Genomic DNA, 21,955 nt, shown 5'->3' on the forward strand with positions numbered 1-21,955 from the left:
GATGCGGTTCTCGGTGTCGCTGCCCCGTCCCGACGGGACGGGACAGACGGCTATCCCCGCGCTGGTGGAGGTGGCGCGCGCCGCCGAGGAGGCCGGCTTCGACGCGGTGTCGGTGACTGACCACCCGTTCCCATTCCTGGGAACGGGGTCGGTCAGCCACCGCACCTACGACCCGTTCACGTTGCAGGCCTACGTGGCTGCGGCGACGGAACGGATCCGGCTGCACTTCAGCCTGCTGGTAGCCTGCCACCGCAATCCGTTCCTCACCGCGCAGATGATCGCCACCCTCGACGAGGCCAGCGACGGCCGCACCATCATCGGCATGGGCGCGGGCTACAACCGCACCGAGATCGAGGCCCTCGGCGGCGATTTCGCGCGGCGGGGACCCGCGGTCGACGAGGCCGCACAGGCCATGCGTTCGGCGTGGACCGGTGAACCGGTCCACGCCGACGGCCAGGGTTGGACCGCCACCGGCAACCAGTTGTTCCCCGCCCGCACCCAGGCCCCGCCGCTGTGGCGGGGCGGCAACTCCCGCTCGGCAATCCGCAGCGCTGCAACCCATTTCGACGGCTGGGCGCCGTTGGAGGTCCCGGATCCCACCGTGGCTGCACTGGCTGGGACGAACGCCCTGACGATCGAAGCGTTACCCGAAGCGGTGGACACCTTCAAGGCGCAGTGGCGTGCGGCCGGGCGCACCGGTGATCCCGACATCTGCTTCGTCCGGTCCTGGCCGGACTGGCTGGCCGAACCGGCGAGCATCACCGCCGACGTCGAGGCGCTCGCCGCAGCCGGTGCCACCTGGGTGGAATTCACCATCGCCGGCAGCACCCACCGCGAGCACGTGCAGTGCATCCAGGACACCGCCGGTGTCCTACGGGCGGCGGGCCTGCTCGCGCGGCCCTGACTCCCCCTTAGGACACCGAGCGAGACTGGTCCTTCCAGTAACGCTCGCGCAGTTCGCGTTTGGCAACCTTGGCCGCCGGGGTCAACGGCAGGGCATCGACGAAGTCGACGCTGCGCGGGGCCTTGTAGCGGGCGATCAGCGCTCCGCAGTGCTCCCGCAACTCCTCGGCGGTCGCGGACGCGCCGTCGTGCAGCACGACGACCGCGTGCACGCGTTCGCCCCATTTGTCGTCGGGCACGCCGATCACCGCGCTGGTCGCCACGCTCGGATGCTGGGCCAGCGCGTTCTCCACCTCGGCGGAGTACACGTTCTCCCCGCCCGAGACGATCATGTCCTTGATGCGGTCGACGATGAACAGATAACCGTCGGCGTCCATGTAGCCGCCGTCGCCGGTGTGCATCCAGCCGCCGCGCAGCGCCTCGGCGGTTTCCTCCGGCCGGTTCCAGTAGCCGAGCATGACGTGCGGCCCCCGAGCCACCACCTCCCCGACCGTGCCGCGCGGCACCTCGTTGTCGTCGTCGTCCACGATCTTGACCTCGGCGATCGGGACCGCCCGCCCGGCCGAGCGCAGCATCGCGGGATCCCGGTGATCGTCGGCGGTCAGCACCGTGGTGGTCGGGGACAACTCCGTCATCCCGTAGGCCTGCAGCAGCCGCACCTCCGGCAGCAACCGCATGGTGCGCTCCAGCAGGGCCTGCGAGATCGGCGAGGCCCCGTAGAGCAGGTGCCGAAGGCTGGACAGGTCGTGGGTGCGCGCCGCCGCGGAGTCCACCAGGGTCTGAATCATCGTGGGGGCCAGGAACATATCGGTGATCCGGTACTGCTCGATGGCCGCGGCCACGCTGTCCGCGCTGAACCCCGGCAGGATCACGTGCGTCCCGCCGACCACGTTGCGCGCGACCCAGCCCGACCCGTCGGCCAGATGGAACATCGGCGCGCTGTGCAGCAACCGGCCGCGCGGCTGCAAGAACTGTCCGGTGGCCAACGCGCCCAGCGCCGCGGCCATCAGGTTGGCATGACTGAGCATCACGCCCTTCGGGGTTCCCGTCGTGCCGCCGGTGTAGTAGATCGCGGCCAGCGCGTCCTGGCCGCGGCGGGCGTCCTCGACCGGGTCGTGCGCAGCGATGAGGTCCTCGAATCCGTGCACGCCGTCCGGCCGGGCGCGCTCGCCGGTGTGCACGTAGGCGCGCACCACCGGTGCCAGCGTGCGCAGTTCGTCGACCACGTCCAGGAAGCTGTCGTCGACCACCAGCACCGCGGCACCGCAATCCTCGAGCGAGAACGCGATCTCGCGCGGGCTCCAGCGGGTGTTCACCGGGACGACGACGGCGTCGGCCCAGGGGGTGGCGAACAGCACGTCGTGGTAGTCGTCGCAGTTCTGGGCGAGGATCGCCACCCGGTCCCCGCTGCCCACGCCGAGGCTCTTCAGCGCCCCAGCGAACCGCGCGGCGCGGTCGGCACTCTGCGCCCACGTCCGGACGCGTTCCCCGAACACCGTGGCCGGCAGATCCGGCGTCTGCTGAACAGCTCGGTGCAATGCCTGCGTGAGATACATGGTTAGTACTCGTTTCGGTGGTGAACAGTTACTGACAAGCCCTTGGCCTGCAATATTGCCACTTGACATTAGCACTAATTTCGTTAGATTGGTCACAGAAGCGCGTTGAAACGCTCTCCGCGGAGGCCCCGAACAGGCCCTTTGCAGCGGCGGGCGCTCCTTCTGCTCGGAACTGCAAGAAAGGTATGGAGATGACAGAGACGCTGACCCGAGAAGCCGACGCCGGCAGCAGCCGGGAAGCTGACTATTTGCAGCGCGTGCGGTCCATCACTCCGTTGATCCGGGCCGAGGCCGAGAGCATGGAGCGGGCCCAGACCCTCTCCGACACGGTGCGCGCCGCGATCGCCGAGCAGGACCTGCATTACATGCTGGTTCCGACCGAACTCGGCGGCGGCGGGCTACTGCCGAGCGAGGGCCTGCGCGTCTACGAGGAAATGGCCAAGGCCGATGCGTCCACCGCGTGGGCGTTCATGGCGACCTCGTGGTCCACCGCCGAGGTCATCGGCTACCTCAAGCCCGAGGTGGCCAAGAAGCTCACCAGCGGGGACGAGCCCTTCATCGTCGCGGGACAGCTACTCCCCCGCTACCCGGCCAAGCAGGTCGAGGGCGGGCTGATGGTCGAGGGCAACTTCAACTTCGCCAGTGGCTCGGATCACGCCACCTGGATCGGCGCCGGTGTGTTCGTCGCCGACGAGGACGGCAACACGATCCCCGGCGAGGACGGCCAGCCCCAGCCCCGGGTCGCCATGTTCCCCAAGGCCGAGATCGACCTGAAGCAGAACTGGGATGTCTGGGGCCTGGGCGCCACCGGCAGCCATGACTACCGGGTCGACAACAAGTTCGCGCCCGACGAGCACACCATCGTCACCTTCGGCGGCAAGCCCTACCGCTCGGAGACCATCTACAAGCTGTCCAACGAGTTCGTCGGCCCGCTGCCGCACGTCCCGATCGTGCTCGGGATCGCCACCCGCGCGCTGGAACTCCTTGCCGCGGTAGCGATCAAGAAGTTCCGCCCCAACTACGGCGGCCCGATCGGCGAGGCCGAGATCTTCAAGCTCGAGTTCGCCCGGATGGAAGCGCTGCTGCACGCCGTGCGGCTGTCCTTCTACGATCTGGTCCGCTCGACCGAGGCGACCGTGGAGGCCGGCGGCACCCGCACCACCGAGCAGATGGCCCGGATGCGCCAGCAGCTGTCCTGGAGCCACGAGGCCGCCGACACCATCGTCGGCTTCGCCCACCGCTGGAGCGGCAGCCAGAGCATCGGCCGCACCGCCACCCTGGGCCGGTACGTGCGCGACATGCAGGTCGCCACCCAGCACCTGCTCGTCGACCCGAAGTGGTTGGCCGACGCGGCGACCGATCTGCTGCCGATCTACGCGGCGGCCGCCGAGTCCTGATCCCGGCTTCCGCGAAGGCCCGGTACCCCCGCTTTGGGGGTACCGGGCCTTCAACTTTCTGAGCGTCGGCCAGGTGCGGCTGCGTCTAGGATCGCAGCCACATACTGACCACAGTCCTCGACACAAGCCTAAAACCAAGGCACCCCAGCACTTTCCAGTGCTGGGGCGCCTCGTCGTCCTACTTCCGACCTACCGGTCAGCTGCCATCGGAGCCACCGTCGCTGCCCGAATCGCTGCTGCGTGAATCAGCGCCCTTGTCCTTCGAGGAACCGGCACCGGCCTTGACCGACGAGGACCCACGCTGTGGCTTGACGCCCAACCGCGACTTGATGGTTTCCGCCGTGGCGCCCACCTTCGCCCTGACCGATTCTCGCCGGTCGGCGATCCGCGACTTCACGGTGTCCTTATCCGCGTCCTTCTTCAGCTGCGACTTCAGCTTGGAGATGGCCGTCTCGGGAGCCGAGCCGGTGACATCCGAGACCGCGTTCGCCGATTCGGCACGCTCGGGTGCCTCCTCGGCTGCCTGCGTGACAGCGGTGTCGCGCTGCGGTGCACCAGCTTTGACGAGTTCCCGCGCTTCTTGCCGCGCGACCACCGGCTCCACGGGCGTGACGGCCGCTCGCAGATCCACCTCAGACTCCTGCGGCTCGTCGGAGGCCGCAGGCGAAACTCGCGACGCCGGAACCGACTTGGCGGTCGCCTTCTCCATCCGCTCGATGACTTCGGCGGTCACCGCGCGATTGAACTTCAACAGGGAGAACCCGGCGTCGCTGATACCGCGGTTGAGGGCGGTCGCAATGGCCACGGGATCATGAGTAGCCAGCGACGTTCCCACCGACTCCGCCGCCGCCTGCCACTGACGTGACAACGTACGGATCTGGAGCCTGAGCTCGGCGCCGAAAGTGCGCTCCGGGCTGAACTCCTGACCGTTCCAATTCACCAACGTCCAGCCGTCCTCGGGATTACCCTCGACCACGACGTACGCGGTGTTGCTCAGCGACTGCCCGAGCAGCTCCATCTTCTGCACGGCGGTGAGGTTGTCCACGTTCATGAACGTCCAGAACATCATCGCGGCACCGTGCGAGAACACGATGGGGTTGCGGTCACCGTTGTCGTACATCGTCTGCAACGCCCCGCCCATGCGGTCGTTGAACTCGTTGCCGTCGATGGAACCGGGAATCCGGGCGTCGAGGTTGCCCTGCAGCGACCACGCCAGCGGGGCCTGCATGTACCCGCTTGCCGCTTCGCTCTCCGGCGTGCCCTCGTAGTCACCGGCCTCGATCTCCTGGAGACCCGCCAGGACCTGGACCGGCAGGCCGAGGTAGCTGGACATCGGTGCGGCGGTCTGCTGCGTACGCACCATCGTCGAGGCGTAGATCGCGTCGTAGTTCTTGTCGCCCAACGTGCCGACCAGAGCCTCAGCCTGCTGCTGCCCCAGCTCGGAAAGGACCGGGCCCGGAGTCGAGGAATCGATGCTGCCGGAGGCATTTCCGAGGGACTGACCGTGACGCACGAACGTCACCCTCATCAATTCGGCCGCCGCCGCTGGGATCGCCGCACCGACCAACAGGGCGAAGGCCGCGACAACAGCCGTCAGCCAGAGCGTATATCGTCGTCGCCCCGGCCTCGTATAGAGCGCACCGTTCATGGGTACTGCCTTTCGTAATGAAGGGATGGGTGTTTCTAGGGCACAACACATCCCGGCTCGACCTTGCAGGTCGAGCCGGGATGTGGAGTCAGCGCTAGTCTTTGAGGTGCTTACGCACGAAGGCGCCGGCCTCGTCGGCGGCCTGGACGCCCTCCGGCAGGATCGAGGCGAACAACGGCCAGACGTGGACCATGTCGTCGTAGAGCGAGACGGCCGCGGTGCCACCCCGTTCGGTGATCGCCATCGCCGCGCGGTTGGAGTCGTCGAGCAGCACCTCATGGGAACCGACCATGAACAGCGCCGGGGGCAGGCCGCCCAGGTCGGCGAACACCGGCGAGGCCAGCGGGTCCTGCGGGTCGTGGCCCTGCAGGTAGGCCTCGCGCAGATTGGCGATCGAACCCCGCGACACCGCAACGTCTTTGCCGTCGTAGAGGTCCACGCTGGCGCCGGTCGCGGTGAAGTCGAGCAGCGGCGAGATGAACACCGACGCGGCCGGCAGCGACGCACCCTGGTCCCGCAGGACCGTCAGCGCCGCCAGCGTCAGTCCGCCACCGGCGGAATCGCCGCCGACGGTGACGTTGTCGGCCCCGTAGGTCGAGACCAACTCGGCGATCACCGCGACGCCGTCGTCGACCGCGGCGGGAAACTTGTTCTCCGGGGCGCGCCGATAGTCCGGCAGCACCACCGTGACGCCGGCCGCGCGCGACAGGTTGTGGCCCAGATCCTGGAAACCGCGGGCGCTGCCCAGCACGTAGCCGCCACCGTGGAACCACGCGAGCACCTTGTCGCGGGTGGCGTCCTCGGCGGTCACGTACAGCACGGGCACCCCGGCGATCTCCCCCTCGACGGGTTCGACGCCCTCGGGCAGTGGGAACTGCAGCAATAGGTTGTCGTAGGCCTCACGCAGATCCTCGACGCTTGCCGTCGCCGGATCGGGAAACCCGTTCACATACATCTGCTCGACGCGGTCCAACGCCTCGGTTCTCGCCACGGATCCTCCAGGTCGCTCAACTCCCGGTCGCCGCCTGAGCGCCGGACTAGTGGTGATGCTACATAGCGGCTGCTAACTTTAGAAGGTATTTCCAGCCTTTTCTGGCTTCCATGCCGAAAAGGCACCATAATGAATGTTCACATCCCAGGTCCGAACAACCCGAGGACAGCAGCCATGACCGTCGACCGCGTGCTCAACCCCAAGACCATCGCCGTCGTGGGACTCAGCGACACCTCGCCTGTGGCCGGCTTCATCGCGCCGACCCTGAACAGCGCCGCCGAGGTGCACTTCGTCCACCCGAAGGCCGAGACCGTCCTGGGTCGGCCCGCGTTCCGGTCGATCAGCGAGGTGCCGGGTCCTATCGACGCCGTGCTGTCGGTGATGTCCGCGGAGCGCACCGTGGCCTTGGCCGAGGAATGCGCGGACCTTGATTGCGGCGGACTGGTCATCTACGCCGCGGGATTCTCCGAACTCGGTGAGGCCGGCGCCGACCATCAGAGCCGCTTGGCGGAGGCGGCCCGCCGCGGCAACATGTCGATCATCGGCCCGAACAGCCTGGGCTACATCAGTGTCCCCCGCAGCCTGTACCTGACCGCGTCGGCCGATTATCAGCCCGAACCGGGAGGCATCTCGGTGATCTCGCACAGCGGCGCGATGATCGGCGGCATCGCCATCGCCGCCAAGCAGCGCACCGGGGTGGGAATCTCGCGGCTGATCTCCGCGGGCAACGAAGCCACCACCGACGTCGCCGACTACCTCGACTTCCTGGCGAGCGATCCGGACACCACGGCCATCGGCCTAGTCGTGGAGGGTATTCGGCGGCCGGACGAGTTCTTCGCCGCGGCTCGCAAGTGCATCGCCGCGGGCAAGCCTGTCGTCGCGCTGAAGCTGGCCCGCAACGCGCGCACCCAGCAGATGGCCGCCTCCCACACCGGCGCGCTGGCCGGCAATGCGTGGGCCTACGACGTCGCGTTCGCTCAGGCGGGGATCCAACTCGCCTACGACCTGGAGGAACTCGTCGACCGGCTCGCGCTCGTCAGCCAGATCGACCCGAAGCTGTGGAATCCGGTGCAGCGCATCGGCGTGGTGGCGGGCACCGGCGGGTTCGCCTCGTTGGCCTTCGACGTGGCCGAGGCCGAGGGGCTCACGCTGCCGCCGCTGGACAGCCTCGCCGACTGGGTGGCCGACACCATCCCCGGTATCACCGTCCCGAACCCGTTGGACACGACCGGTTTCGGCGCCACCTTCTGGACCGACATCGTCGACCGCTACGTCGGCTCCGACGAGCTCGACGCCGTGGTGTTCGTCAACATGTGGAGCGACGCCCCGCTCTACCATCGCCTCATCGACGACGTCGCGGTGGCCGCGCGGCGCTACCGCAAGCCCGTCGCGATCGCCGCGGGCACCGGAGCGGTCGGCGACTTCGCGCTCGAGGTGATCGGGGACGACGGCGCCGTCGCACTGGGCTACGGCATCCGCGGCACCCTGCGCGGACTGCACACGCTCGGTGCCTTCGAGCGCGAGCGCGCGGCCGCCCGCCAGCCCGTCGAGGCGCCCGCGCCGGTGGCGCGCCCGGCCGAGGCCATCGCCGACGCCACCAGCGGTGGTCAGTTCCTGCCGTTCCGGGAGGCCATGGGGTTGCTGGAGCAATTCGGCGTTCCCACCGCACCTTTCGCGATCATCGAGGCTGCCGATGAGGTGCAGGCCCCGTCGTTCGAGGGTCCCTACGCCGTGAAGCTCGCCGACGTCGCGCACCGCACCGAGCTGGGCGCGGTGGCGTTGAACGTGGCGGCCAGCGAGTTGGCCGACAGCGTCACGCGCCTGCGGGAGATCGCCGCGCAGCATTCGGTGGCGCCCACCGTGGCGGTGCAGCCCATGACGGGCTCCCGCGGTGAGCTGCTGATGGGTGTCGACGGTCGCAGCGAGCTGGGCCCCATGGTGATGCTCGGACTCGGCGGGGTCTTCGTCGAGGTGCTGCAGCGCATCGGCGGTCGCCCCGCCCCGCTGTCCCGTTCCGACGCGGAGTCGCTGATCGAGGAGTTCCGCGACCTCCGGCTGCTGCACGGCTTCCGGGGTTCACAGCCCTGGCATCTCGAGCAGCTCGCCGACACCCTGGTGGGCCTGGGCCGGCTGGCCGCCGCGGGCCGGGACTGGATCGAATCCCTGGACGTCAACCCGCTTCTGGTGACAGAGGACGGGCTCGTCGCGGTCGACGCGCTGTGCATCGTGCGTAAGTGACCTCAATGCCGAGGACCTCAGTCAGCGGGTGGCTGCAGACCTCGGCGTAAGCGGTTATCCACAGACCGTCGCGGGGCTCTGGTGACCCCACACCTGCTTCGTCAGGATCGACCCCGTGGACATCGACGAGATACTGCTCCTACAGCACGGGGTGATCTCGCGTCGGCATCGCAGTGGACGGTGCGAGCCCAGGTGTCGGCCTGGCGGCATAGCGCGCTTACTCCGAGGACCGCAGCCACCTGGTGACTGCGGTCCTCGGCGTAACACGTTGGGGGCGTATGGCGTAAATCCTCAGAAGGCCGCTTCGTCCAACTCCATCACGAAGTCCTCCACGCCCAGCGCGGCCTCGCGCTGGGCCGCCACCAGGGGCAGCACCTCGCGGGCGAAGAACCGCGCCGCGGCAATCTTGCCCTGGTAGAACAACGCGTCCGACTCGCTCGCACCGGAAGCCAAAGCGCGGGCGGCGATCTGGGCGCCCCGCAGCAGCAGCCAGCCGACCACCACATCACCGAGGGCGTACAGCAGGCGTGTGGCGTTCAGGCCCACCCGGTAGCTGTGCGCGGCATCGCCGGCCGCGACGTCGCCGATCATCTTCTCGACGATGGCCTCCAAGTCGGCGACGGCCCGCCCCAACAGCGAAGACTCGGCGGCGAGTTCGGCGGGGTCCCCCGCGGCCACGAAGCCCTTGATCTCGTCCAGCAGATGCGTCAGCGCCCGGGAGCGGTCACGAACGATCTTGCGGAAGAACAGGTCCTGGGCCTGGATCGCGGTCGTGCCCTCGTACACGGTGTCGATCTTGGCGTCGCGGACGTACTGCTCGATGGGGTACTCCTGCAGGTAGCCGGAGCCGCCGAAGACCTGCAGCGACTCGGTGCCCAATTGCACCCAGGACCGCTCCGAGCCGTAGCCCTTGACGATCGGCAACAACAGGTCGTTGACGGCCTCGGCCAGGCTGGTGTCAGCGCCGGCGGCGGCCTGCAGCGCGATCTCGTCCTGCCACACCGCGGTGTAGAGCACCAGTGACCGCAGGCCCTCGCTGTAGGCCTTCTGCGACAGCAGCGAACGGCGCACGTCGGGGTGTCGGGTGATCGCCACCCGCGGTGCCGCCTTGTCGGCGGCCTGGGCCAAGTCCGCGCCCTGGATCCGCTGCTTGGCGTATTCCAGCGCGTTGAGGTAGCCAGTGGACAGGGTGGCCAAGGCCTTGCAGCCCACCATCATTCGCGCGTCTTCGATGACCTCGAACATCTGGGCAATGCCGTCGTGCTTCTCGCCGAGCAGCCAGCCGCGCGCCGGGGCGTCCTCACCGATCGACATCTCGCAGGTGGTGGACACGTTCATGCCCATCTTCTTCTCGACGTTCGTGGCGTAGATCCCGTTGTGCTCGCCGGTGAGTTCACCGGTCTCCACATCGAAGTTGTACTTCGGCACCAGGAACAGGCTCAGCCCCTTGGTCCCGGGCCCGCCCACGCCGTCGACCCCGACCGGCCGGGCCAGCACGAGGTGCAGGATGTTGTCGGCCAGGTCGTGTTCGCCCGCGGTGATGAAGCGCTTGACGCCGTGGATGTTCCAGGTGCCGTCCTCGTTCGGGACGGCCCGGGTGCGCGCGGCCCCCACATCGGAGCCGGCGTCGGGCTCGGTGAGCAACATGGTTGCGCCCCAGTGGTTGTCGACGGCGATCTGGGCGATCTTCTTGTCCCGCTCGGTGCCGTGGCGGTACACCACGCGCGCGGCCGTCGGGATGCCGACGTAGGTCCACAGCGCGGGATTGGCACCCATCACGAACTCGGCCAGCGCCCAGTTCAACGAGTTCGGCGCATTGGTCCCGCCGAGTTCGGGCAGCACGCGCAGCCGCCACCATTCGGCGTCCAGCCAGGTCTTGTAGGTCGCGGCGAATTCGGGGGTGACGGTGACGGTCTTGGTCGACGGGTCGTAGACGGGCGGGTGCCGGTCGGCCTCTTCGAAGGACTCGGCGAGGCCTTCGCGCGCCAACCGGTCCACCTCGCGCAGGATGAACTTCGCGGTGTCGAGGTCGACCTCCTCGAAGGGGGCCGCCCCGAACAGCGGGGCGCGGTCGAACAGTTCGAAGAGGTTGAACTCCACGTCGCGCAGATTGCTCTTGTAGTGACCCATGACGATGTTTCTCCCAATCTGTCAGCGGATCTGCAGTGAACCGAAGATATGGCACATAAGGCCTGATTGCCGTCGTATACGCTGATAATACGGGCTATAGTTAATTCAGACTATAGTAGGTGTCGGGAAATCCGGCTAGGATCGGGGGCATCGCGGCGCAGCGGCGCGCGAGGTGGTTCGCGGCGGTGGTGCGACACTGGTGTGATGGCCCCGCGGATGGGAAAGAGTGAGATGTCACGATCGACGGCGACGCGCGCCGACACCGTGAAGGCCACGTTGCGCTCGTCGGCGCGCGGTGCCCAACGCACCGAGCAGGTCGCCCGTGCCGCCGCCCACCTGTTCCAGGAGTTCGGCTACCAGAACGTCAGCATCGATCGGATCGGTTCGGCCGTCGGCCTCACCGGCCCAGCCGTCTACCGCCACTTCAAGGGCAAGCACGACATCCTGGTGCACGCCCTGATGAGCCAGGTCAAGCTGCTCGAGGAGCTGCACTCGCTGTCGGATCAGGAGACCGCCGACGCCCAAGAACAGCTGCAGGTGCTGATCGCCGGGCTCTGCGACCTGACCGCGAACGGCAACGAGGCCACGCTGTGGCGCCGCGAGCGTCGCCACCTCGGACCCGACGAACTCGAGTTGTTCCGCGGCTATTTCACCGCCAACCAGGACATGATCGCCGCCCGGATCGTGCAGCTGCGCCCCGAGGCCGGCGCCCACAAGGCGGACCTGCTGGGCTTCGCGGTGCTGACCATGTTCTCCAATACCCCCAACATCCGCGGCAACCTGTCCGCGGAACGTCTGCAGGAACTGCAGGCGGCCATGGCGTGGGCGCTGATCGACTGCGAGCTGCCCGACGCCGACCCAGCCGAGAAGCCGCTGGCCGACCCCGAGCATCGGCAGCCGGCCGGCCGCCGCGAGCGGATCATCGACGCCGCGGCGCGGCTGTTCAACGAACATGGCTTCTACGACGTCCGCATCGACGACATCGCCAAGGCCTCCGACATGTCGACCGCCACGCTCTACCAACACATGTCGGGCAAGACCGAGGTGCTGCGGGCGGTGCTGGAGCGCGGGGCCGAGGGCCTGCTCTACGTGACCGCCGATGCGCTGGCGTATGCCACCACGCCCCAGGAAGTGCTGGATGCCCTGATCTCCACCTACATTCAGCAGGCGCTCGGGGTGTACGGCCGGATCATGCAGATCCTGGCCTCCGATCTGCTCTACCTGCCGGAGGACGAACAGGCCGCGCTGCGCAACACCCAGCGCGAGTACGTCGCCGAATGGGTCGAGGCCATCGCGGCGCTCTCCGATTCGCTGAGCGCCGCCGATGCCCGCGCGCTGGCGCAGGCCGCGATCGCGGTGGTCACCGACGTGTCCCAGGATCCGCGGCTGCGCCGGCGCCCGGGCCTGGCCGATGAACTCACCGCGCTGGTTCGGGCCATGGTGTTACCGCCCGACCTCACCTGAGCCGCAAGGGGTCAGTCCGGCAGGCCGCGGCGCAGTCCGGGCGAGATCTCGGCCTGGATGTCGGCGGTGGTGAATTCGGCCACGGCGCCGACGATCGCCGGGTCGATCCCGTTGGCGTACGCCGACGACAGCGCCGCGGCGATGGATGCGCGGTGTTCCCGCAGCGCCGACAGCTCACCGGACTCGGTGGGGGGTGTCGCGGTCCTGGCCGGCTGGCCCAGCGCGGCGCCGAGGTCGGCGGTGCGCGACGCGGTCGCGGCCAGCGGACCCGGATCCCAGGCCAGGCGCGCCGCCAGGCTGTCCAGCATCTCGATGACGCTGAGCAATTCGCTGCGCGCATCGCCGGAGTCGATTGCCGGCAGCACCCGTTCGGCCAGGGTGTCGCGGATGGTCTGCTGAACCTGGCCCAGATCCAGTGCGTAGATGGTCATCTCAGGATCCCCACTCTCCGTCGCGCAGCATCTGATTGAGCCAGCCCAGGCTGTAGTAGACGCTGTGCGCCATGTTGGCGTACCGCAGTTCGGGTCGATCGCCGCGCTCGAAGATCGCCACGGCCTGCAGACATCCGATCGCGGTCTTCGCCAGGGACTGCACGGCCCACCAGTTCAGGGTCTGCTGCTCGGGACGCCACCCGGCGGCCTCGGCGTATTCGTCGACGAACTCGTCGACGTGCAGCAGCTTGCAGGCCAGCGGCGAACGACCCCGCGAGGTGCGCTGGAAGAACCAGGCCAGGTCGGCCACCGGGTCGCTGAAGTGCGCGGTCTCCCAGTCCAGGACGCCGACCAGCGCCCCGTTGTCCGGTTCCACGACGAGATTGCCGACGCGGAAGTCGTTGTGTACCAGAGATACCCGTCCAGACACATGGTCGGCGCGGTGGTCCAGCCAGGCCAGCGCCAGATCCAGGATCGGGATCCGGATCGACGCCACCTCCTCGTAGGTGCGTCGCCACAAGTCGTTCTCCACCCGTCCGGTGTCCCCCGGCGCGGGTGCCGCGTCGAGTTCGGGCAGGTGCAACGAATCCGGCGCCGCGGAGTGCAGCTTCGCCATCTCGCGGGCCACCCGGCGTCCGAGGGCGGCGCGGTCGTCGGCGTCGGTGATCTGTCGGGTCACGTTGTGCGGCAACGGCACCGCGCCGATCAGGCGTTCCATCACGAAGAATCCGCGGTTGCCCGGTTCGGTGACGCGGTGCGCGATCACCCCCGGCACCGGCAGCCCGAGACCCGCGGCGGCGCGCAGCAGCGCCACCTCGCGGGCCACGTCGTAGCTGCCGACGATGCCGCTCAGGGGTTCACGCTTGACCGCGTACGAGGCGCTACCGCCTTGCCACTCGGCGGTGACCAGGTAGGTCTCCCACGAGTTGCCCTCCGCGCGCCGGTCGACCTCGACGAGTTCGACCGGCTTACCGTCGGCCACCGCCGCGCCGAGGGCCTCCGCGAGCTCAGCGAGGAATTCCGAAGTGCCGTCGCTCATCTGCGTGCCCTCCTCGGTCACCGCCGTCATAGTTTCAGTTCCTTCTCCGTGTCGCGGCTAGACCACTTGGACCGACCGGCCGCCGCCGTCGACCGTGATGCGCTGGGCGGTCACGTACGACGCGTCGGCGGAGACCAGGTAGGCCACCGTCCCGGCGACATCCTCGGGGGTGCAGACCCGACCGAACGGGTACGAAGCGGCGATGTCGTCCATCGTCCCGCCGCCGGTCGCCGCCTTCACGAGGCGTCGACCCATCTCCGTCTCCACCAGGCCCGGCGCCACGATGTTGGCCCGGATACCGTTGGCGCGCTCCTCCTGCGCGATGGTCCGGACGCACATCTCCATGGCGGCCTTGGCCATGGTGTAGGGCGCGGACAGCGCGGGCGCGTCGGCGACCGTGCTGCTCGAGACCATCACGACGTCGCCGCGCCCGGCCGCCCGCATATCGGGCAGCACCTTCTGCAGCAGGTGGATCGGGCCCAGCGTGTGCACCTGCAGCAACGACAGGAAGTCCGCGGCCGGGGTGTCACCGACGGACTGCCCCTTGCTCGCGGTGCCCGCGTTGCTGACCACGATGTCCACCGGGCCGAGATCGGTGCGCACGGCCTCGACCATCGCGTCCACGGCGGCCTCGTCGTTGATGGCCGCGCCGTAGGCCTTGGCTTTGCCTCCGGCCGCGACGATCTCGGCGACGACCTCATCGGCCGCGGCGGCCTCACGCCGGTAGTTGATCGCGACCGCCGCGCCGTCGGCGGCCAACCGCAGCGCGATCGCGCGACCCACGCCGCGCGAACTGCCGGTGACGATCGCCACCCGGCCCTGCAACCCTGACATCAACCCACCACCGCTCGTCCGACCAGATCCTTCATGACTTCGTTCGATCCACCGTAGATCCGCTGGATGCGCGCATCGCGCCACATCCGGGCTATCGGGTACTCCTCGATATAGCCGTAGCCGCCGAACAGCTGCAGCACCCGGTCCAGGACCTCCCACTGCAGTTCGGTGGCCTTGTACTTCGCGCCGGCCGCCTCGGCCGCGGTCAGCTCGCCGTCGTTGAGTGCGAGCACGCAGCGGTCGACATACTCGCCCAGCACGGCGATGTCGGTGTGCATCTCGGCGATCTGCATCCGCACCGACTGCAACTGCGCCAGCGGGCCGCCGAACGCGTCGCGCTGCCGCACGTGATCCAGGCCCAGCTCCAGGGCCTGACGCGCCGAGGCGATCGCCGCGACCGCGATGGACAGCCGCTCGCGGGGCAGATTGGCGATGGCGCAACCGAATCCACGCCCGGGCTCGCCGATGATATTGGTCACGGGGACCCGGCAATCCGTGAAGAACAGCTCGGCGGTGTCCTGGGCCTTGCGGCCGATCTTGTGCATCGGGCGGCCCCGTTCGAAGCCCGGGGTGCCGTTCTCGACGGCGACGAAGGTGGTGCCGCGGCCGTCGCGTTCGCCGGTGCGCACCAGCACGATCGCCAGGTCGCAGGTCGCTCCGCTGGTGATGAACGTCTTCTGGCCGTTGAGGACTAGGTGGTCACCCTCGCGGCGGCCGGTGCTCTTGATGGCGGCCAGGTCCGAGCCCGCGCCGGGTTCGGTCAGCCCGAGCGCGGTGACGCATTCGCCGCGGGTGAATCCGGGCAGCCAACGCTGCTGCTGTTCGGGGGTCGCCAGATCCCGCAGGTACGGCACGATGATGTCGTTCTGCATCGAGAACAGGTCGCCGACCATCCCGGAGGCCACGACCTCCTCGGTCATCACGGCGTTGTACCGGAAGTCGGAGATGCCCAGGCCGCCGAACTCGGGGGCGAACTCGAAGCCCAGGAACCCGCCCTCGCCGGCGGCGCGGATGAACTCGCGGTCGACGGTGCCGGCCTCCTCCCACGCCTCGACGTGCGGCACCGCGGCGTGATCGATGAAGGCGCGGAAGGCCTTTCGAAAGGCCTCGTGCTCCTCGGTGTAGAGCGTCCTACGCACTCGCCATGTCCTTCCAGTACTGGTCACGCAGTTGGCGCTTGTACAGCTTGCCGGTCGGCAGCCGCGGCATCTCGTCGATGAAGTCGAACGACTTGGGGCACTTGAATCGGGCCAGGTGCTCCAGGCAGAACTCGCGGAGGCGCTGGGCGAGTTCGGGTGTCCCGCCGTCGGGGTCCAGCGGTTGGATGACGGCCTTGACCGCCTCGCCGAAGTCCTCGTCGGGAACGCCGAACACCGCGGCGTCCATCACCTCGGGATGGGTGATGAGCAGGTTCTCGATCTCCTGCGGGTAGATGTTCACCCCGCCGGAGATGATGACGAAGGCCTGCCGGTCGGTGAGGAACAGGTACCCCTCCTCATTGAGGTAGCCGATATCGCCGATCTTCGACATGGTGCCGCTGGAATCCTGTGCCTCGGCGGTCTTCTCGGGGTCGTTGAGGTACTCGAACGAGCTGTTGCCGCCGCGGAACCAGATGGTGCCGGGCTGGCCCGGCGGCAGTTCGTTGCCGTCGTCGTCGCGGATGACGATCTCGCCGAAGAAGGCCTTGCCGACGGTGCCCGGATTGGCCAACCATTCCTCGGGCGTGCAACCGCAGGTGCCGTTGGCCTCGGTGCCGCCGTAGTACTCGTAGATGACCGGGCCCCACCAGTCGAGCATCTCCTGCTTGACCTGGCGCGGGCACGGCGCAGCGCCGTGCACCACGGCCTCCAGCGACGAGTAGTCGTACTTGTCCCGAACGTCCTTGGGCAGCTTGAGTACTCGCGAGAACATGGTGGGGACCACCATGGTGTGGGTGACCTTGAACTCGTCGATCAGGGCGAGGAACTGCTCGGTGTCGAAGCGGTCCATCACGATGTGGGTGGCACCCAGGCGCATACCGATCGAGATGCTGGATTGCGGGCCCGAGTGATACAGCGGCGCCGTCGACAGGAACGTCATACCCTCGCGCATCCGGAAGAGGCGCTTGCCCATCTCCTCGATGCCCAACTGCTCCTGCGGCGAGACATCCGGCAGGTGACGCTTGACGGCCTTGGGTCGACCGGTGGTGCCCGACGAATAGAACATCGGGGTGCCCAACCGTTCATCGTCACCCGGTGTCGTCGGGAACTCCTCGATGACGGCCGCCAGGCCGGCGAACGGTGCCGGCGGGTCGGCCACATCGGCCACCAGCCAGTGCCGGACCTTCGGGCAGCGACTCGGCAGACCCTGCGCCACTTCGAGTTTGGCGGCGGTCGTCAGCAGCAGCTGGGCGCCGCAGTCGTCGACGATGTAGGCGACTTCCTCGACCGACAGGAACGAGTTGACCGGCGTGTAGTACAGCCCGCACCGCTCGGCCGCCGACATCGCCACGATCATGTCGAGGTGATTTTCCATCAGCAGCGCGATCGGGTCGGTGCGCTGCAGCCCCAGCGAGCGGAAGTAGTTCGCCACCTGGTTGGCACGCTCGTCGAGCTGCCGATAGGTCAGGGTTTCACGGCTGCCCGCCATGATCACCGCGGGACGGTCGGGATACTCCTGTGCCTTGGGCCCGGGATACATCCTGGCTCTCCTCTGCCGTCAGCGCGCCGGAGGAGTGAGGGGCCGCAGGAACTCGGCGATGCCCCAACCACCCTGTCCACCCGCGTAGCGCACGGACATCTGGCCCATCCGCGCGGCCCGGTCGGCCGTGCGCTGGGTGACCGGCACGAAGTGGTTGATCGACCCGTCGAGCACCAGAGTCGGTAGCCCATCGGCGGTGATGACCGCGGTGTTGCGACCGGAATACGTTGCCTCACCGGCGTAGTCGGTGTATACGGTGTACTCACGGATCGGGTGGAAGACGCCGTCCGGGGTGACCACCACGCCGCCCGAGGCACGTTCGCCGGTCGGCTCGATTTCCCCGTAGGCAGTGATCGCGGTGCCATCGGCCAACCAGGCCGCCAGCCATTCACCGTTGTAGGACGCCCACTCCCGCGGCCCCCACGAGTGGTCGCGGAAAGAGGTGGCCTTGTCGACCGTCCAGGTGGTCGATCCGACCCGGACCGTCCCGCTGACGTGCCCGAACTGCTCGTAGTGGTCGGTGGCGATCTGGGAGCTGCCCGGCGTGCAGTCGCCGTCCTCGGCGATGGTGAACAACGGGACCGAGGCCTCGAAGGTGAGCGCGATCTCGCACTCCAGCGACGGCGCGTTCTTCAGCGCCTGCCGGCCGCGCTCGGCCAGCAGCGACGGGGTGTCGATGAGCGCAACGGTGTTGCGGTAGTTGACCTCGAGGGTCCGGGTCGGCTCCTTGACCGCGATCTCGAGGCCCTGGGTCGCCCACCGGTCGTTGGTCTCGTTGGGTTCGCGCCCGGCCCGCAGGGCGATCCGGCCACCCGGCAGCGTCAGCTGCACGGTCGCCTCGGAGTAGCCCATGGTGGGCCGGTTGCCGATGCGCATCAGGGCGCTGACTTCGCCGAGCGGGTCGACGAAGTTGACGTAGACACTCTCGTTGTAGTTGGAGATACCGGCCGGATCGTGGGTCAACTCGGCGTCGGCGCCGTACTGACATGCGGTGAATGGTGCTGAGTTGGTCATGCCTGCGTTCCTCCGGATCGCTGTGGTGTTCAGAAGTAGTCGGCGGGATGATCGTCCAACGGCGGGAACACCGCGGGGCGGCGTTCGAGGAAGGACATCACGCCTTCGTGTACGTCCGCGGTGCGCAGCCGGCTGGCATAGACCCGGGACTCGTCTTCGGCAGCCGCCCTCGGTGTCGGGTGCCCCCAACTGCGGCCGAGCAACCGTCGCGCCAATGCGACCGAGGTCGGCGAGGTTTCGGTGACGAACACCCGCGCGTAGGCCATGGCCTCGTCGAGCACCGCGTCGGCGGCGACGACGCGCGTCAGCAGCCCGGCCTCGTAGGCCTCGGCGGCGTCGAACACCCGGCCCGAGAGCACCCAGTCGGTCGCGCGGGTCACGCCGACCAGCCGCGGCAGGAACCACGACGACGCGCTCTCCGGGACGACGCCGCGGCGGGTGAAGACGAACCCGAAGCGGGACTTGTCGCCGGCGATGCGGACGTCGGCGGCGGCCATGATCGAGGCTCCCCCGCCGACCGCGTCGCCGTTGACCGCCGCGACGACGGGGGTCCGCATGTCGAACAGCCGCTCGCTGACCCGGCCGCCCGGCTCGCGGTAACCCGTCGGGGTCTGCCCGGCGCGGTCATCCTCGAGCGCTTGGAGCAGCGTGTCCGGTCCGGTGAGTTCGGCGCCGACGCAGAAGTGCTTGCCGGCACCGGTCAGCACGACCGCGCGCACGGCCGGGTCCCGGTCGGCGATGTCGAGCGCGTCCCAGAGGTCGTACAACATCTGGTTGCGCAACGCATTTCGGCGTTCCGGGGCGTTGAAGCTGATGACGGCGATGCCGTCGTCGAAGCGGTAGTCGATCTCCTCGTACGTCGGCTGCGCCGGCTGCTGGCTGGTCATGACAGTTGCTCAGGCCCCGCCGCTGCACACCAGCGTCTGCGCGGTGATGTAGCTCGACTCCGGGGCGCACAGCAGGTACACCGCGCCGGCGGCCTCCTCGACGCTGCCGCCGCGACCGAGCGCGATCTGCGTGGTCACCGCCTCATACACGTCCGGGTTGACGCCGACCTTGATCTCCCGGCCTTCCACGTCGATGGTCTTCGCCTCGGTGGTGAGTTCGGTGAGCCGGGTGTTGATCACGCCGTAGGCGATGGCGTTGACCGTGACGTTGTACCGGCCCCACTCCTTGGCCAGCGTCTTGGTCATGCCGATCAGGCCGGCCTTGGCGGTGGAGTAGTTGACCTGGCCCGGGTTGCCCAGCAGGCCTGACGTCGACGAGGTGTTGACGATGGAGCGCCGCGAGGCCTGTCCGTTCTCGGCCTTCTCCTTCTTCGCCAAGCCGGAGATGACCGGCTGCGCGGCACGCAGGATGCGGAACGGGGCGGTCAGGTGGACGTCGATGATGTCGTCCCACTGCTGGTCGGTCATCTTCTGGATGACGTTGTCCCAGGTGTAGCCGGCGTTGTTGACGATGATGTCCAGGCCGCCGTAGGTGTCGACCGCCGTGGCGACGAAACGCTCGGCGAAGTCGGCGGCGGTGACGCTGCCGACGCAGGCGGTCGCCTGCCCGCCGGCGGCCTCGATCGCGGCGACAACTTCCTTGGCCGGTTCGGCGTCGAGGTCGTTGACCACGACCCGCGCGCCCTCGGCGGCGAGCTTCTCGGCAACGGCGCGCCCGATCCCGCGCCCCGATCCGGAAACCAGCGCGACCTTTCCATCCAGTCGTCCTGTGGCCACTGCAGCGTCCTCTCCAAGTTCCTCCAGTTGTTGTGAACGATAACTTCACTTCAAATCCGCGTCAAGTGCGGTGTTACCTGGGTTTTTACCTAAAAGGTAAATGTCAAGTATGGACGAATATGACTTGGTGACTCAGGCCCCGACCGCGAAGTACGCCGCGGCGGCAACCGCGAGCAAGAGGTAGAACACCGGGAAGGCGATGTTGTAGAACACCCGGGCCCGGACGTGCACCGCCACCGCCCCCACGAAGAACAGGACCAAGCCGATGGCGGCGGCCAGCCCCAACCACGGCACCGCGATCAACCCGACGGCCAGGCCCAGCGCCCCGGCCAGTTTCAGACTCGCCAGATACGGCACCGCGGCCGGCGCTACGCCCACTTCGGCGGAGTTCTTCACCACGAAGTCGGCGCGCGCGTAGTCGGCGATCGCGACGCCGGCATTGGCGACGATGCACAGCGTTGTCATGCCCAACAACAGGCTCATGCGGCGGCCTCGACTCGTATCGCGGCAGTATTCTCATGCACGGGTAGCTCCTCAAGGTGTCGGTCGATCTGGTCGAGATGGCTCTCTCCTAGATCCGACGTCACGCGCCGCAGAAAGGTGACACCCGGTGATAGCGACGGAAGATTTCGAGGCGGCCCGCCCGCAGTTGATGGCGGTCGCGTTCCGCCTGCTCGGTTCCCTGCACGACGCCGAGGACGCCGTGCAGTCCACCTGGTTGCGCGCCGACGGCGCAGCGGACGTCGAGGTCCGGAACAGCGCGGCGTGGCTGACCACAGTGACGACCCGCGTCTGCCTCGACCACCTACGCGCCCGCCGGCGACGCGGCGAGGAACCGTTGTCGGCCGACCTGCTCCCGGGCGAGCAGGTGGCCGCCGACGAGCACTACCTGCAACGCGAACAGGTCTCCCGCGCCCTACTGGTGCTGCTCGATGCGCTCACCCCGGCCCAACGGGTCGCCTACGTCCTGCACGACTTGTTCGACGTCCCATTCACCGACATCGCGCAGACTCTGGGCACCTCGGTGGCGAGCGCCAAGAAGCACGCCAGCCGAGCGCGCCAACGGGTTCAGGCCGGCATCCCGGAGCGGACCGCACGGGCGGCCGACGCCGCCGTCGTCGATGCGTTTCTGGCCGCTGCCGCCGGTGGTGACATGACGGCGATGGTCGCTTTGATGAGCGAGGACTGCGCGCGCGAGGCCGACGCGTCGCTGGTGCCCGCGGGCACCCCGACCCGCATCATCGGCGCCCGCCAAATCGCTGAGGAAACAACACTTTTCGCCGACCGGATCCGCGCCATCGTGGAGGTGGTACTCGACGGGCGCCTCGTGCGCATCATCGCCCCCGGTGGTCATCCGCTGGCGGTCATCGACGTCGAGGTGCGCGACGGGCTGGTGCGCCGGATCGGTATCAGCCGGATCAAACCTGGACACGACTAGAGCCGAGGAGAAGGGCTAATTTCACCGCATCGTCCGCAGGTATAACGTTTCGCGCCGGTCGGAATTTTTTGTTCCGCATTACACAGCGGGCAGCGTATCGTGCGCTTCGCAATCCCTTGCCGCGGCGGTCTGGGCGTGACGGATACCGCACCCGGAGAAATAGTGCTCGCCGTCACGGTATTCGGCATACCCGCAGTGATTTCTGTTTTGCATTGCCAACACTCATATTGACTACAGTTCGGTACGTTCTGTGCGGCATTGCACCGAGGGCACTTCACGGCGCGTAGACCTGGTGGGGTCTTTTGTTCAGAGGGCAATACCGCAACCAAGATAACGCCGAAAAACCCGATGAGCAGGCCGATAAGGAACCAGCCAAATACGCTGCGCCCTTTTGAATTCGCGATGACGGCGCAAACGATTCCGCAGATGAACCAGAGTGCCAATAGCGCTTCCATCGGCAGCTACCTCC

19 protein-coding genes are annotated in these 21,955 nt (G+C 68.0%); 5 read left to right on the forward strand and 14 right to left on the reverse strand.

Features of this window, described 5'->3' with window-relative positions:
* The first annotated feature begins 1 nt into the window (after nt 1).
* The gene (locus tag EL338_RS19640) at nt 2-904 is read left to right on the forward strand and encodes a TIGR03619 family F420-dependent LLM class oxidoreductase (protein WP_126335283.1); all 903 of its coding nucleotides are present in this window, start codon (nt 2-4) and stop codon (nt 902-904) included.
* A 7-nt stretch (nt 905-911) separates the two neighbouring features.
* On the opposite strand, the gene EL338_RS19645 is transcribed toward EL338_RS19640, so the two are convergent.
* Nucleotides 912-2,459, reverse strand: a complete 1,548-nt coding sequence (locus EL338_RS19645; protein ID WP_126335284.1) for an acyl-CoA synthetase — start codon at nt 2,457-2,459, stop codon at nt 912-914.
* Nucleotides 2,460-2,650: 191 nt separating this feature from the next.
* On the opposite strand from EL338_RS19645, the gene EL338_RS19650 reads away from it, so the two are divergent.
* Nucleotides 2,651-3,856, forward strand: a complete 1,206-nt coding sequence (locus tag EL338_RS19650) for an acyl-CoA dehydrogenase family protein (RefSeq protein WP_126335285.1) — start codon at nt 2,651-2,653, stop codon at nt 3,854-3,856.
* A 196-nt stretch (nt 3,857-4,052) separates the two neighbouring features.
* Here the strand turns inward: EL338_RS19650 and EL338_RS19655 are convergent, their stop codons facing one another.
* Both EL338_RS19655 and EL338_RS19660 read right to left on the reverse strand, forming a co-directional pair.
* On the reverse strand, nt 4,053-5,555 hold the full coding sequence (locus tag EL338_RS19655) for a histidine phosphatase family protein (RefSeq protein ID WP_235666220.1): 1,503 nt from the start codon (nt 5,553-5,555) through the stop codon (nt 4,053-4,055).
* Nucleotides 5,556-5,598: 43 nt separating this feature from the next.
* Nucleotides 5,599-6,495 (reverse strand): alpha/beta hydrolase, encoded by an 897-nt coding sequence (locus tag EL338_RS19660; RefSeq protein WP_126335287.1) that lies wholly within the window; start codon nt 6,493-6,495, stop codon nt 5,599-5,601.
* A gap of 174 nt (nt 6,496-6,669) precedes the next feature.
* Between EL338_RS19660 and EL338_RS19665 the strand changes: the two genes are divergently transcribed.
* Complete coding sequence (locus tag EL338_RS19665) at nt 6,670-8,733, forward strand: acetate--CoA ligase family protein (protein ID WP_126335288.1); 2,064 nt, start codon at nt 6,670-6,672, stop codon at nt 8,731-8,733.
* A 291-nt stretch (nt 8,734-9,024) separates the two neighbouring features.
* Here the strand turns inward: EL338_RS19665 and EL338_RS19670 are convergent, their stop codons facing one another.
* Nucleotides 9,025-10,863: an acyl-CoA dehydrogenase gene (locus tag EL338_RS19670; protein WP_126335289.1), complete on the reverse strand. Its 1,839-nt coding sequence runs from the start codon at nt 10,861-10,863 to the stop codon at nt 9,025-9,027.
* 231 nt (nt 10,864-11,094) lie between these two features.
* Here EL338_RS19670 and EL338_RS19675 point away from each other — a divergent pair, with 231 nt between their 5' ends.
* Nucleotides 11,095-12,327: a TetR/AcrR family transcriptional regulator gene (locus tag EL338_RS19675; RefSeq protein WP_126335290.1), complete on the forward strand. Its 1,233-nt coding sequence runs from the start codon at nt 11,095-11,097 to the stop codon at nt 12,325-12,327.
* An 11-nt stretch (nt 12,328-12,338) separates the two neighbouring features.
* Here EL338_RS19675 and EL338_RS19680 read toward each other — a convergent pair whose 3' ends face one another.
* The 9 genes from EL338_RS19680 to EL338_RS19720 form a co-directional block, all read right to left on the reverse strand.
* Complete coding sequence (locus EL338_RS19680; protein ID WP_126335291.1) at nt 12,339-12,758, reverse strand: hypothetical protein; 420 nt, start codon at nt 12,756-12,758, stop codon at nt 12,339-12,341.
* 1 nt (nt 12,759) lies between these two features.
* The gene (locus EL338_RS19685) at nt 12,760-13,827 is read right to left on the reverse strand and encodes a phosphotransferase family protein (RefSeq protein WP_126335292.1); all 1,068 of its coding nucleotides are present in this window, start codon (nt 13,825-13,827) and stop codon (nt 12,760-12,762) included.
* Nucleotides 13,828-13,854: 27 nt separating this feature from the next.
* On the reverse strand, nt 13,855-14,631 hold the full coding sequence (locus tag EL338_RS19690) for an SDR family NAD(P)-dependent oxidoreductase (RefSeq protein WP_126335293.1): 777 nt from the start codon (nt 14,629-14,631) through the stop codon (nt 13,855-13,857).
* Complete coding sequence (locus EL338_RS19695) at nt 14,631-15,770, reverse strand: acyl-CoA dehydrogenase family protein (RefSeq protein WP_126335294.1); 1,140 nt, start codon at nt 15,768-15,770, stop codon at nt 14,631-14,633. Before EL338_RS19695 ends, EL338_RS19690 begins: the two co-directional genes overlap by 1 nt.
* On the reverse strand, nt 15,763-17,310 hold the full coding sequence (locus EL338_RS19700) for an AMP-binding protein (protein WP_126335295.1): 1,548 nt from the start codon (nt 17,308-17,310) through the stop codon (nt 15,763-15,765). Before EL338_RS19700 ends, EL338_RS19695 begins: the two co-directional genes overlap by 8 nt.
* A gap of 18 nt (nt 17,311-17,328) precedes the next feature.
* On the reverse strand, nt 17,329-18,324 hold the full coding sequence (locus tag EL338_RS19705) for a DUF7064 domain-containing protein (RefSeq protein WP_126335296.1): 996 nt from the start codon (nt 18,322-18,324) through the stop codon (nt 17,329-17,331).
* A 29-nt stretch (nt 18,325-18,353) separates the two neighbouring features.
* Nucleotides 18,354-19,211, reverse strand: coding sequence for an enoyl-CoA hydratase-related protein (locus EL338_RS19710; protein WP_126335297.1), 858 nt, complete (start codon nt 19,209-19,211; stop codon nt 18,354-18,356).
* Between the two features lie 9 nt (nt 19,212-19,220).
* A complete protein-coding gene (locus EL338_RS19715; protein WP_126335298.1) occupies nt 19,221-20,048 on the reverse strand; it encodes an SDR family NAD(P)-dependent oxidoreductase in 828 nt (275 codons plus the stop codon).
* Nucleotides 20,049-20,180: 132 nt separating this feature from the next.
* The gene (locus EL338_RS19720) at nt 20,181-20,531 is read right to left on the reverse strand and encodes a DoxX family protein (protein ID WP_126335299.1); all 351 of its coding nucleotides are present in this window, start codon (nt 20,529-20,531) and stop codon (nt 20,181-20,183) included.
* A 127-nt stretch (nt 20,532-20,658) separates the two neighbouring features.
* Here EL338_RS19720 and EL338_RS19725 point away from each other — a divergent pair, with 127 nt between their 5' ends.
* Complete coding sequence (locus EL338_RS19725) at nt 20,659-21,486, forward strand: sigma-70 family RNA polymerase sigma factor (RefSeq protein ID WP_126335300.1); 828 nt, start codon at nt 20,659-20,661, stop codon at nt 21,484-21,486.
* On the opposite strand, the gene EL338_RS19730 is transcribed toward EL338_RS19725, so the two are convergent.
* Nucleotides 21,483-21,941: a hypothetical protein gene (locus EL338_RS19730; protein WP_126335301.1), complete on the reverse strand. Its 459-nt coding sequence runs from the start codon at nt 21,939-21,941 to the stop codon at nt 21,483-21,485. The two genes, EL338_RS19725 and EL338_RS19730, sit on opposite strands and share 4 nt — an antisense overlap.
* Nucleotides 21,942-21,955: the final 14 nt, after the last annotated feature.

Origin of the sequence: Mycolicibacterium chitae (assembly GCF_900637205.1) — a bacterium.
GTDB lineage: Bacteria > Actinomycetota > Actinomycetes > Mycobacteriales > Mycobacteriaceae > Mycobacterium > Mycobacterium chitae.